Below are 12,825 nucleotides of genomic sequence, written 5' to 3'. Positions count from 1 at the left end.
CATGGAAATTGTAATTGTTATCTGTCTGCTCATTGTTATTGTGCTGCTGGCAAAAGACAAAATCATCATTAAAAAAGTGGTGAAAAACAAACAACAGCAACCTGTGACCAATCGGGATTTGCCGGAAATAATGGGCAAGCCAAAGCCCACAGAACGCCACAGAGTGCCAACTGCCGCCACTCAACGCCAAAAAGAAAAACAGGAAGATATACCTGATAATTTTGAAACAGAAACCCACGAAACAGGTTTTGCGAGGGAAATTCCGCCGGAGGAATTGGATGATGTTTTTGGGAGTGCACCTGTTTCCGATTTTGAGAATGAGGACGAGGAATGGGAAGAACAGGGAATGCCGAACAGCGACAATGGGTTTGCCACAGGGGTTACCTACGAGGAACTGACAACCGTGGGGGCATTGCTTCAGCAGGATGTACTGGAAGCTGCCTCTCAACAAAAAGCGGTCGATATAGTTCAGCGAATGCAGGGAACCGAATTGTTTAGTCTGCTCGAAAACTCCATAGCAGGGGCTTCACGAAAGATTGCGGAGTTGTTGGATAGAAGCCTCCCTGCCGGAACGGATTTCGGTTCTTCCGATGAGCGGAAAAGTAGTGTAGAGGGTTTCGACATTGGGGAGTTTGTGTAAGCAAACTCCCTTTTGTTTTATATAGCTTTATCAAGCCTTTTATGAATGTAGGATATGGTGTTCAAAACATCCAAAGCCTCGTCTTCGGTAATTTCAAATTTGATTTTAGGCTCATGCGCCGTTGAATTTCTGATTAAGCCGAACATTCCTTTAATTAGGTTACATAATCCTAAATGCTCGCTTCTGTCCGTATCTGTTTTTAAGTGATTAATTTTAACCAATGGGTTACTGGTAGAAAATGAAGTTTCTGCTAAAGCATTGCCATCTGCATAAAGCCCGGTCATTGCCCTTAATCGGTCTGCAATACTTTTAGTAGCCTCAAAAACTGAATGAAAGTAGTTTTCAACCAATAATTCTGCCTTACAATATTCAAATATTGTAGCATGAACATTTCTGTTTTCCAACTTATGTTTTAAACGACTGGCACGTTGTTCAGCTTCTGCAATTGTTGTGGCTTTTTCGACCAATCTAAATTTGCCTTGCTCTGTAAGTTCCGTGCCTATAAAAGCTAAACGTTTATTGACTTCTAACCTGCGGCTATGAAAAGTTTCTTCTTTTCCGATATACCTCACTGGTTGCAAAGCATCTTGAATAAATTTTAATATATGGTTTGAGCATTGGTGTTTATTCTGCCAATCTGCAAATGCTGAATATAATCTTCTCCATTTTGTGTTTTGAGGGTCAATATCTGGGATGTTAGCGTTTAAAAGGATTTGCCCTATCTCCGCACCTGTCAAACCATCTGAAGTATCTCCAATAGTTCTACATAATCCTTCCAATACGTGCGCTTCAAACATTGGGCGTTTAATACTTGTCATTACTATTTTCTCTTTTAATTTTATTGGAAACTACTATTTAATAAGACTGATAAATTCGGAAGCATATTTCTCTGCTAACTCACGGCTATTTTCAACACTTGCTGTTTCTCTGTTCCAGTTTGCTTTTGATGTCCAATTATATGACCCATGAATAACTGTCTTTAAATCAATTACACAAAACTTATGGTGCATTATATTCTCATACTGCCCACTTTTAGGAACTCTTTTCGTTTCAAAAAACTTCTCATACTCAAAACCGTACTTTGTATTAATCTCATCATCCAAAACAACAACACGGACGTTAATCCCTTCTTGCTTTCGATTATATAACTCTCTCATTAATGTCTTGTTTGTAAACCATGCAACCGCTACCCAAATTGAAAATCTCGCGGCTCGAATTTGTTCAACAATCTGTGCCTCTATATCTTCAAAATGAACTTCTACTTCAATATTTTCCGGCAAGTCCGCACCAATAATTTTATACTTTCCTTCGAAGTCTTCAAGCCTATAGCCATCCTGTTGTAAGAGCGGGTTAATTTGTTCTACCGCTACCTTTATATCCTTTGAAGCATCTTGGGCGAAATGTCTTGGGTCGAAAACTATCTGCAACAGTTGAACCATCTCTTTTCGACCATTTATTTCATATAGTTTTTCTAAAACATACGCATTTCTGCTAAGGCTGTTTGGCATCCCTCCGTCACCATATTTATAAACGTCTTTGAACCCCACATGATTAAACAGTTTCAAAATTTTTTCACCTGTCAAACGTGGCGTTAGTTGATTATCACCTGATATAAATTCCTTTATGCTTTCTATTGTTAAGTCCGAAAGTTTCATGTTCAATTAGAGTAAATATTATTACTGCTAAAATAACATAAACTAATTTGATAGAGAAGATAAACCATTCTGTGACATGATTTAGACAGTAGTAGTAGTTCGTTCAAAACGCCACTCACTGCCAAGTAATTCCACTGAAAGACACATCGTTATTGTGCCTTGTTTTTCCTGACACTTTTGTCCCGAAAGCCCGCAAGTGGCGGGAAAGTGTAACAAAATAATTCATTCAAATTATGGAAAAACAAAGCAAAAAAGTATTGCTGACAGGCATTGCGCTGCTGTCGGCATTTGGTGTGTTTGCACAAGGGAACGGCTCGGCTGGTATTCAGGAAGCCACGCAAATGGTAACGTCTTATTTCGACCCTGCAACCAAATTAATTTATGCGATTGGGGCTGTGGTCGGGTTAATCGGAGGTGTGAAAGTTTACAACAAATTCAGTAGTGGCGACCCGGACACCTCGAAGACCGCAGCGAGTTGGTTCGGTGCGTGTATCTTCTTGATTGTAGCTGCTACCATTCTTCGTTCATTCTTCCTGTAAACCGATGCCCATGAGTAATTACAACATTAACAAAGGTATCGGCAGGACAGTTGAGTTCAAAGGTTTGAAAGCACAGTACCTGTTCATTTTCGCAGGAGGCTTGCTCGGTGTACTCATCCTCGTGATGATTATGTACATGGCAGGTGCAAACTCATACCTGTGCCTGTTCATCGGTGCAGGCGGTGCATCGCTCATTGTGTGGCAAACATTCGCATTAAACGGTAAGTACGGTGAACACGGATTGATGAAGGTGCGCCCGTAAGGGTATGTGTTAAATACAACTTTGGCAAGTTGTTAGACAAAGGTTTAGATAAAGTCTATTATCAGCCGACTTATCTGAAAGGGAAACCGGACAGGGAGTGTAGCATGTCGGAAAAGTCATAAGTCAGTTAATTACCAAACTGCGACTGAATGGTGAGATAAAAGGATAAACACGAGGATAAAGTTCTGATTAATTGAACGATAGTCTAAGCGGTTAGCAGGCAAGCAATGACGTAAGGTAATTATAAATCGTCATTCTGTGGTACACGTTCTCAGTGCTTCATGGGGAACGAGGTTTAAACCTACCACAGCGCAACTACAGTAAGTAGTAACAGACGGAAGTCGTATCCGACAGTTTATCATGCCAGGTTAATACATACCTAAACGGGGATTGCCTAAATCGGAATGCCACTGGCGTGGCTATGAGAGTAGTCTCTGAATATCCGACATGGCAACGGAGCCTCCGTAGTAGTCCGAGCAAGGGAAAGCCTTGTACATGGCGAAGGGAGGCAGTAGTAATTATTTAATACAAAGAATGGAAAATGTGAGAGACATTATGAGAAATCCACAATTAGTATTAAACAGTCTGTCAAGGCATAGTAGAGATGTAAACTACAAGTTTGAAAGACTCTACAGGATTCTGTTTAACAGTGAAATGTTCTACGTAGCGTATCAGAAAATATACGCCAAACAAGGAAACATGACACAAGGTGCTGATGGTAAAACCATTGATGATATGAGTATAGAACGCATAAATCAGTTGGTTGATTCGCTAAAGAACGAAACGTATCAACCCTTTCCCTCTAAGAGAACTTACATTCCTAAGAGGAACGGGAAAATGCGTCCGCTCGGCATCCCATCATTTGATGACAAGTTAGTTCAGGAGGTAATCAGGATGATACTGGAAGCCATTTACGAAGGACAGTTTGAACACAGTTCTCATGGTTTCAGGTCGGAACGAAGCTGCCACACAGCTCTATCCGATATTCAAAAATCATTCATTGGAGTTAAATGGTTTGTTGAGGGAGATATAAAAGGCTTCTTTGATAACATTAATCATGATGTCATGATTAACATATTGAAGGAACGCATCTCCGACGACAGATTTATTAGGCTTATAAGAAAGCTTCTAAATGCGGGCTATCTTGACAAATGGATATTCAACAATACGTATAGTGGAACACCGCAAGGTGGTATCGTAAGCCCAATACTGGCAAACATATACCTTGATAAGTTAGACAAATACGTAAAAAGATATATCCAATCATTTAATGAGGGTGAGAAAAGAAGCAGAACTCCAGAGTACAGAAAGCTGGAGTGCAGAAAAAGGTACATCACTAAGAAGCTGGAAACGGAAGAAAATAATGATGCCAAGAAAGCTATCATTCGAGAAATCAAGAAGATAGACAAAAGTAGAATCCTCATCCCCAGTCAGGATGAAATGGACGAAACGTTTAAACGACTGAAGTATGTTAGGTATGCCGATGACTTTATCCTCGGTGTTATCGGTAGCAAAAAAGAATGTGAACGAGTTAAAGAAGACATTAAGCAATTCCTGTTTAATGAACTCCAACTCGAACTATCTGATGAGAAAACACTCATTACACACGCTACCAAACCAGCTAAATTTCTGGGATATGAAGTTTATATACGTAAATCCAATCAGACAAAAAGGGATGCTACTGGTAGACCAAGCCGATTGTTTAATAACAGAATAGTATTAAGCATTACGCAGGAAACTATCAGGAAAAAGCTGATTGAATATCAGGCAGTTTGGTTCAAATACATCGATGGGAAAGAAATATGGCAACCGAAAGGAAGACCATACTTGCGTAACCATGATGACCTTGAAATACTGGAAACCTATAATGCTCAAATCAGAGGCTTCTACAATTATTTCAGCATTGCCAATAACAGCAACATCATTAGTGACTTCAGTTATATTATGGAGTACAGCATGTATAAGACACTCGCGGCGAAGCATAACACTTCGAAAGCGAAAATACTAAGTCAGTATATGCGTAACAAGGATTTCGCCATCCCCTTTACCAATAAAAATGGGGAAACGAAGTACCGAGTATTCTATAACCAAGGCTTCAAACGTAAAGAACCTTCTCGATCTCACGTCTTTGATCAAATACCAAACACATCCATCATCACAAATACGAGAACAAGCCTAATCGATAGGTTAAAAGCTTGTAAATGTGAAATGTGTGGAGCTGAAGAAAATCTTCAAATGCACCACATCAGACGACTCAAAGACCTTAAAGGTAAAGAACGCTGGGAAGTTCTGATGATTGGCAGAAAGAGGAAAACTTTGGCGGTGTGTGTGGGATGCCATAGAAAAATTCACAATGGAACACAAGACTGAAAAATTATTATGGAGAGCCGTATACACTGAGAGGTGTACGTACGGTTCGGAGGAGGATTCTCGGAAACCTACCATAGCAATATGGCAAGGCGCTGGGTTTCTATCCTACCTGGGTGCAAAGAAAAGGCATCCGAAATATATCATCTGCCGCAAGGCTGTACACCGCTATGTAAAGTTCACCCGTAAATCCGATGCCCTATGAGAAACACAGCAAAAGCCACAACGCTGGAAAGCAAGTTTCCCTTATTGTCGGTGGAACAGAACTGCATCATCAGTAAAGATGCGGACATTACTGCCTGCTTTCGGGTTCACTTGCCGGAACTGTTCACGGTAGCATCGCCGGAGTACGATGCTATCCATTCAGCATGGCACAAGGCTATCAAGACCTTGCCGGATTACTCCATTATCCACAAACAGGATTGGTTTATTAAAGAAAGTTACGCACCTGATATTGCACAGGATGGATTGAGTTTTTTAGCGAAGTCTTATCAGCAGCATTTCAACGAACGTCCTTTTCTTAATCATTACTGTTACCTGTTCCTTACCAAGACCACCAAAGACCGGATGCGTATGCAAAGCAACTTCTCATCGCTTTGCAAAGGTGTGCTTATCCCGAAAGAAATAAGGGATAAAGAAACCGTTCGCAGGTTCATGGAAGCGGTGGCGCAGTTTGAGCGTATTATGAACGATAGCGGGTTTGTGAAGCTGGAACGCCTTACAGAAGATGACATCATCGGTACGGACAACACGCAGGGTTTGTTAGAGCAATATTTTACCCTGTCAAGGGAAGCCGCAACACCCATGCAGGACATCGCTTTGGGAAGTGAGGATGTACGCATCGGTAACAAAAGGCTGTGCCTGCATACACTTTCAGACACGGACGATTTGCCCGGAACGGTATCGGCAAACACGAGGTATGAAAAGCTATCTACTGATAGAAGCGATTGTCTTTTGTCCTTTGCTGCTCCCGTGGGTTTGCTTCTTTCCTGCAACCACATTTACAACCAGTATTTGTTTTTAGACAACAGCGATGAGAACCTGCGCAAGTTTGAAAAATCTGCCCGCAATATGCACTCGCTGGCAAGGTACAGCAGGGCTAACCAAATCAACAAAGAGTGGATTGAAAAGTACCTGAACGAAGCGCACAGCTTCGGTCTATCTTCTATCCGTGCGCACTTCAACATCATGGCGTGGTCAGACGAGCCGAACGAACTCAAACAGCTAAAGAACGACACAGGTAGCGCACTGGCTTTGATGGAATGCAAGCCACGCCACAACACGGTGGACGTTGCCACGCTGTATTGGGCGGCTATGCCGGGCAATGCGGGCGACTTTCCAAGTGAAGAAAGTTTTTACACGTTCATAGAACCTGCTTTGTGCTTCTTCACCGAAGAAACCAATTACCAAAGTTCGCCATCACCCTTTGGTATCAAGATGGCAGACAGGCTTACGGGCAAACCTATCCATTTGGATATTTCCGACCTGCCCATGAAAAAAGGCATTATTACGAACCGCAACAAATTCATTTTGGGGCCATCAGGTTCGGGTAAGTCTTTTTTCACTAACCACATGGTACGTCAATATTATGAACAGGGCGCACACGTCCTGCTGGTAGATACAGGTAACTCGTATCAGGGATTGTGTGAACTGATTAAAGGAAAGACCAGAGGCGAAGACGGTGTTTACTTTACCTATACGGAAGATAACCCTATTGCTTTTAACCCTTTCTACACGGACGATGGCGTATTTGATATTGAGAAAAGGGAAAGTATCAAAACGCTTATCCTCACGCTTTGGAAACGGGACGATGAGCCGCCCAAACGCTCTGAAGAAGTAGCATTGTCCAATGCTGTTTCGGGTTACATCGAACACATCAAACAGGATGATGCTTATCCCTCGTTCAATGGTTTTTATGAGTATGTAAAAGGCGACTATCGCAAGGTTCTCGAAGAAAAGCAGGTAAGGGAAAAAGACTTTGACCTTGCCAACTTCCTGAACGTGCTGGAACCTTATTACAAAGGCGGGGAATATGATTACTTGCTGAACTCCGACAAGCAATTAGACCTGCTTTCCAAACGCTTCATCGTGTTTGAAATTGATGCGATAAAAGACCACAAGATACTGTTCCCCATTGTCACCATCATTATCATGGAGGTTTTCATCAACAAGATGCGCAGGCTAAAAGGTGTGCGTAAGCTGATACTGATTGAAGAAGCGTGGAAGGCGATAGCGAAAGAAGGCATGGCGGAATACATTAAGTATTTGTTCAAGACCGTGAGGAAATTCTTCGGTGAGGCGATAGTCGTAACGCAGGAAGTGGACGACATCATCCAGTCGCCCATTGTGAAAGAAAGTATCATCAACAACTCCGACTGTAAAATCTTGCTTGACCAGCGTAAGTACATGAACAAGTTTGACGACATCCAAGCGATGCTGGGGCTTACGGACAAAGAGAAAGGACAGGTACTTTCTATCAACATGAACAATGACCCAAGTCGCCTTTACAAAGAGGTTTGGATTGGGTTGGGTGGTACGCACTCCGCCGTATATGCCACAGAGGTATCGCTCGAAGAATACCTCGCATACACCACCGAAGAAACCGAAAAGCTGGAAGTGATGCAGCTTGCTCATGAGCTGGGCGGCAATGTGGAGCAAGCCATTAAGCGCATTGCACTTCAAAGGCGTGAAAAAGCAAACAATTTCTAATCATTTTAAAAGCAAGACAAGTGGAAAAGGAAAAAATCACACTGCCCATTGGCAACAACAAGGCTTTGGTATTTGAAGCCGACCCTGCTAACAAAGAAGAACAGGATTTTGCAAAACTATGTAAGGAAGTATCTGCAACCCAGCCTCAAAGTTTGCAGGATTTTTTTACACGGCTTAATGACCTGCAACAGAAAAGAACGCCCGAACCCATCAGGAAGATGGGGCGCAAAATGTAAAACAGCCCATTGAATATGGGTAAGAGAAAATCAAGCAATTATTAATTTTTAAAAATCAGAAACAATGAAAAAAGCAATGTTACTGGTGTGTACGGCATTTATGCTTGCCGCTGCACCATCCGCTAAGGCGCAGTTTGTAGTAACTGACCCCGGAAACCTTATTTCCGGCATCCTCAACAGTGCAAACGAAATCGTGCAAACGTCCTCCACTGTGAGCAACGTGGTTAAGAATTTCAACGAGGTGAAAAAGGTGTATGACCAAGGCAAAGAGTATTACGACAAACTGAAAGCGGTCAACAACCTGGTTAAAGATGCCCGCAAGGTACAGCAAACTGTTTTGCTGGTGGGCGATGTGTCCGAAATGTATGTGAAGAATTTCGGCAAAATGATGAACGACCCAAATTTCACCCCGCAGGAACTGACAGCAATAGCCAACGGTTATTCCACGCTCCTGAACGAAAGCACCGAGTTGCTGAAAGAGCTGAAACAGATTGTTTCCAACACCGGGCTATCCTTAAATGATAAGGAGCGCATGGACGTAATAGACAAGGTGTACAAAGAGGTTAAGGACTACCACAGCCTTGTACGCTACTATACCAATAAAAATATTTCTGTAAGCATTTTGAGGGCGAAGAAACAGAACAATACCAAACGGGTGCTGGAACTGTACGGAACCGCAGAACAAAAATATTGGTAAGCTATGGAATGGAATAATCTTCACGAAATGCTGCGCAGCCTGTATGATGAAATGATGCCTTTAACGGCGGACATGGCTGCGATAGCAAAAGGCATCGCTGGATTGGGCGCACTGTTTTACGTTGCCCTCAAAGTCTGGCAGGCGTTGAGCCGTGCGGAACCGATAGACGTATTCCCTTTGCTCCGCCCGTTCGCCATAGGGCTTTGCATTATGTTTTTCCCCACGATGGTTTTGGGGACTATCAATGCGGTCATGTCGCCCGTGGTAAAAGGCACACACTCTATGCTCGAAGGTCAGGTGCTTGACCTGAACAAGTTGCAGCAGCAGAAAGACCAGTTGGAAAGGGAGGCAATGCTTCGCAATCCCGAAACCGCTTACCTCGTAAGCGATGAGGAATTTGATAAGAAGCTGGATGAATTGGGCTGGTCGCCCTCCGATTTGGCAACCATGACGGGAATGTATCTCGACAGACAAGCCTATAAAATGGAAAAAGCCATTAAGGAGTGGTTTCGCGACCTGCTGGAAATACTCTTTCAGGCGGCGGCACTGGTCATAGATACGATACGAACGTTCTTCCTCATCGTGCTGTCCATATTGGGGCCGATAGCCTTTGCGATAAGCGTATGGGACGGTTTTCAGTCCACGCTTACGCAATGGCTGACCCGATATATCAGTGTGTACCTATGGTTGCCCATATCCGATATGTTCAGTTCCATACTGGCGAAAATACAGTCGCTCATACTTGAACGGGACATTGCAATGTTAGCAGACCCCACTTATATCCCCGATACCTCCAATACCGTGTATATCATTTTCATGCTGATTGGCATAGTGGGCTATTTCACTATTCCAACGGTAGCGGGCTGGGTAATTCAGGCGGGTGGTACTGGAAACTTCATGCGTAATGTAAACTCAACGGCTGCGAAAACAGGAAACCTTGCCGGAGCGGGAACAGGAGCCGCAGTAGGCAACATCGGCGGCAGGTTATTGAACAAATAATTTAATCATCTAAAAATGGAATTTAAAACATTAAGAAACATCGAAAACAGTTTTAGACAGATAAGACTGTACGCTATTGTTTTTGCCATTCTCTGCATCAGCGTGGTAGGATATGCCGTTTGGCAATCCTACCGCTTTGCGGAGTTACAACGGCAAAAGATTTATGTACTGGATAACGGTAAATCGTTGATGCTCGCTTTATCACAGGATGCAAGCATTAACCGACCAGTAGAAGCCCGTGAACACGTAAGGCGTTTCCATGAATTATTCTTTACGCTCGCACCGGACAAGAACGCCATCGAAAGCAATATGAAACGGGCGTTCAACCTCGCCGACAAAAGTGCCTTTGACTATTACAAAGACCTTTCGGAAAAGGGTTACTACAACCGGATTATTTCGGGCAACGTACAGCAACGCATCGAAGTGGACAGCGTGGTCTGTAATTTCGACAGCTATCCTTATGCAGTGCGTACTTACGCAAAACAATTCATCATCCGTTCGAGCAATGTTACCAAGCGCAGCCTTGTAACCTCCTGCTATCTCGTGAACTCCGTCCGTTCAGACAACAACCCGCAGGGCTTCAACATTGAAAAATTTGCCGTGCTTGAAAACAAAGACATGGAGGTCATCGAACGCTAAAATCAATTCTATGGAAGTATTATCAGATTTAAACACGTTTGCCAAAATCCTTACAGACAAAGGATATAACGGCTATTTCCATACGCAGGGTGCGTATCCCGGAAAGTTGAAAGACAGCATAAGTGAATATCTCGAAAACTGCCGTAATGGTACAGAGGGAACACCTAAGCCTGTACTGCTTGTTACGGGCTACCTGCAATGGGCTGGCGAAGACAAACCCCATGTGCAGTGCAGTATGTGGGTAAAACACCTGAACGGAAAATTCTTCCTCAATAAAATGGAGGTTAAAAGAAAAGACCAGTACGGGCATTTATTAAAGCAATCGGAACTCACCAACCTGTCTGTGGTCAATGCGCCCAAAGTAAGGGAGGCAATCGCTTTGGTCAGTGATGCACCGAAACAACAGGTTGTTCCAAAAGGCAGGGGTTTCAGGCACTAAAACGGAAAATAGTTAAGGCATGAAAAAGTTAAGAACAAAAATCAGCAAGTGGTTTGACAGGCTCGATGACAAGTGGCGTGAGCTGCCTGTAAAAAAACAGCATCGTTACACGCTATTGCTCTTTGCAGGCTATCTGTTATTGTCCGTTATCGTCATAGCGAAAGAGTGCTATGATGTTGGCGCAAGCGATAACAAACTGAAAATTGAGCATATCGAAAACCCGCTTATCAAACAAAAAAAGTCCCCGGTATCTCCGCAGGACAGTATTTCAAAAATTCTAAAAAATCAGTTGTATGAAAGATAATGAAAACAAAAGAGTGAGTATTCTGGTCGAAGATGACGACCCGAATAACCAAAAGGAAGCACCGAAAGACGGTGCGCAGAACAAAGCCGAAAAGCTAAAGAAGCCAATCATTTTTGTGCTTATGGCGGTGGTATTTCTTGGCTGTATGTACCTAATCTTCAAACCATCTTCCGACAAGAAAAAAGTTCAGGATATAGGTTTGAACGATGCCGTGCCACAAGCTACCGATGCAGGATTGCAGTCGGATAAGCAAAAAGCCTATGAGCAGGAAATGCTGGAACAGAAAGAGCAGGAAAAGCGCAATGCGCTTACGTCCCTGTCCGACTATTGGAACGAAGACAGTACCACCAACAAGAAAGCAGTTTCTCCGGATGAGGGCAACGAAGACGGATCTGCTTTCGGAGGTGGTACGCAACGAAACGGCAACCCGGCTTTAAACAGTTATCGAAATGCCCAAAGTACGTTAGGCTCGTTTTACGACAACAACGACTATCAAACGCAGGAACTCCGCAGGCAGGTGGATGAATTGAAAGAAAAATTGGCAGCAAAGGATGTACCCGCTACAACGACCGTGCAAGACCAAATGGCTTTGATGGAGAAGTCTTATCAGATGGCAGCAAAATATCTGCCATCCAATACTACCTCACAACCGGGTAAGATTGATACAACTGTTCCCGCAAAAGGTGCTACACAAAAAGAACATTTTGTAGCGTTCTCGCCAGCAAGGAAAAATGCCGTATCTGCTTTGTATCGTGAACCTACGGACAGTGCATTTTTGGCAAGCTGGAACGAAACCCGCAACAGGGGGTTTTATACTGCCGGAACCAATGAGCAGGTTGTACAGCCCAAAAACAGCATCAAAGCAGTAGTGCAGGAAACGCAGACCGTAACGGATGAAAGCGGTGTGCGCCTGCGTTTGATGGAAACTGCAAAAACACCCAGCCGTACCATTCCGGCAGGAACGGTGTTAACCGCAAACGCAAAGTTTGCTGGCGGTAGGTTACAATTGAAAATAACGTCTATTGAGTTTGAGGGCAATATTATCCCTGTGGAAATAACCGTGTACGATTTAGACGGACAACAGGGCTTATATGTGCCTTATTCGCCTGAAGTAAATGCCTTAACGGAAATCGCTTCTAACATGAGCCAAACCTCCGGTACGTCCATTATGATGACCCGCTCCGCAGGACAGCAAGCGGCAGGCGACCTTTTCCGTGGCGTGGTGCAGGGCATATCGGGTTACTTCGCCAAAAAAGTAAGAACACCGAAAGTTACCGTTAAAGCCGGTCATCAATTGTTCCTCGTTTCTAAAAACTAATGTTCAACACAAAAAATCAGA

Annotated in this window: 14 protein-coding genes; 12 read left to right on the top strand and 2 right to left on the bottom strand. The window is 43.3% G+C overall.

Annotation, left to right across the window (positions count from 1 at the left end; all coding sequences use genetic code 11):
- Nucleotide 1: 1 nt before the first annotated feature.
- Entirely contained in the window at nt 2-640 is a 639-nt protein-coding gene (locus BLV62_RS19875) for a hypothetical protein (protein ID WP_026773217.1), read from the top strand.
- Between the two features lie 17 nt (nt 641-657).
- On the opposite strand, the gene BLV62_RS19870 is transcribed toward BLV62_RS19875, so the two are convergent.
- Nucleotides 658-1,458 (bottom strand): TIGR02391 family protein, encoded by an 801-nt coding sequence (locus BLV62_RS19870; protein ID WP_026773216.1) that lies wholly within the window; start codon nt 1,456-1,458, stop codon nt 658-660.
- Between the two features lie 33 nt (nt 1,459-1,491).
- A complete protein-coding gene (locus BLV62_RS19865) occupies nt 1,492-2,295 on the bottom strand; it encodes a phospholipase D-like domain-containing protein (protein WP_026769723.1) in 804 nt (267 codons plus the stop codon).
- Nucleotides 2,296-2,528: 233 nt separating this feature from the next.
- Between BLV62_RS19865 and BLV62_RS19860 the strand changes: the two genes are divergently transcribed.
- The 11 genes from BLV62_RS19860 (at nt 2,529) to traM (ending at nt 12,804) form a co-directional block, all read left to right on the top strand.
- Nucleotides 2,529-2,834 (top strand): DUF4134 domain-containing protein, encoded by a 306-nt coding sequence (locus tag BLV62_RS19860; RefSeq protein WP_026769724.1) that lies wholly within the window; start codon nt 2,529-2,531, stop codon nt 2,832-2,834.
- 10 nt (nt 2,835-2,844) lie between these two features.
- The gene (locus BLV62_RS19855; RefSeq protein ID WP_211117782.1) at nt 2,845-3,096 is read left to right on the top strand and encodes a DUF4133 domain-containing protein; all 252 of its coding nucleotides are present in this window, start codon (nt 2,845-2,847) and stop codon (nt 3,094-3,096) included.
- A gap of 555 nt (nt 3,097-3,651) precedes the next feature.
- Nucleotides 3,652-5,466: a reverse transcriptase domain-containing protein gene (locus BLV62_RS19850; protein ID WP_089763727.1), complete on the top strand. Its 1,815-nt coding sequence runs from the start codon at nt 3,652-3,654 to the stop codon at nt 5,464-5,466.
- 198 nt (nt 5,467-5,664) lie between these two features.
- Nucleotides 5,665-8,172, top strand: a complete 2,508-nt coding sequence (locus tag BLV62_RS19840; RefSeq protein WP_026769726.1) for a TraG family conjugative transposon ATPase — start codon at nt 5,665-5,667, stop codon at nt 8,170-8,172.
- A gap of 20 nt (nt 8,173-8,192) precedes the next feature.
- On the top strand, nt 8,193-8,408 hold the full coding sequence (locus BLV62_RS19835; RefSeq protein WP_026773214.1) for a hypothetical protein: 216 nt from the start codon (nt 8,193-8,195) through the stop codon (nt 8,406-8,408).
- A gap of 64 nt (nt 8,409-8,472) precedes the next feature.
- Nucleotides 8,473-9,105, top strand: coding sequence for a DUF4141 domain-containing protein (locus BLV62_RS19830; protein WP_026773213.1), 633 nt, complete (start codon nt 8,473-8,475; stop codon nt 9,103-9,105).
- Nucleotides 9,106-9,108: 3 nt separating this feature from the next.
- Complete coding sequence (gene traJ / locus BLV62_RS19825) at nt 9,109-10,104, top strand: conjugative transposon protein TraJ (RefSeq protein WP_089763701.1); 996 nt, start codon at nt 9,109-9,111, stop codon at nt 10,102-10,104.
- Nucleotides 10,105-10,119: 15 nt separating this feature from the next.
- Nucleotides 10,120-10,743 carry a conjugative transposon protein TraK gene (traK, locus tag BLV62_RS19820; protein WP_026769730.1) on the top strand — a complete coding sequence of 208 codons (624 nt, stop codon included), beginning with the start codon at nt 10,120-10,122 and terminating at the stop codon, nt 10,741-10,743.
- A gap of 10 nt (nt 10,744-10,753) precedes the next feature.
- Nucleotides 10,754-11,182 carry a hypothetical protein gene (locus BLV62_RS19815; protein WP_026773211.1) on the top strand — a complete coding sequence of 143 codons (429 nt, stop codon included), beginning with the start codon at nt 10,754-10,756 and terminating at the stop codon, nt 11,180-11,182.
- Nucleotides 11,183-11,201: 19 nt separating this feature from the next.
- A complete protein-coding gene (locus tag BLV62_RS19810) occupies nt 11,202-11,486 on the top strand; it encodes a nitrogen regulatory IIA protein (protein ID WP_026773210.1) in 285 nt (94 codons plus the stop codon).
- Nucleotides 11,476-12,804, top strand: coding sequence for a conjugative transposon protein TraM (gene traM / locus BLV62_RS19805; RefSeq protein WP_026773209.1), 1,329 nt, complete (start codon nt 11,476-11,478; stop codon nt 12,802-12,804). The genes BLV62_RS19810 and traM overlap by 11 nt, the downstream gene beginning before the upstream one ends.
- Nucleotides 12,805-12,825 lie beyond the last annotated feature (21 nt).

Origin of the sequence: Chitinophaga terrae (ex Kim and Jung 2007) (genome assembly GCF_900107795.1) — a bacterium.
GTDB lineage: Bacteria > Bacteroidota > Bacteroidia > Chitinophagales > Chitinophagaceae > Chitinophaga > Chitinophaga terrae.
This window is presented reverse-complemented; position numbering and strand designations above follow the sequence as displayed.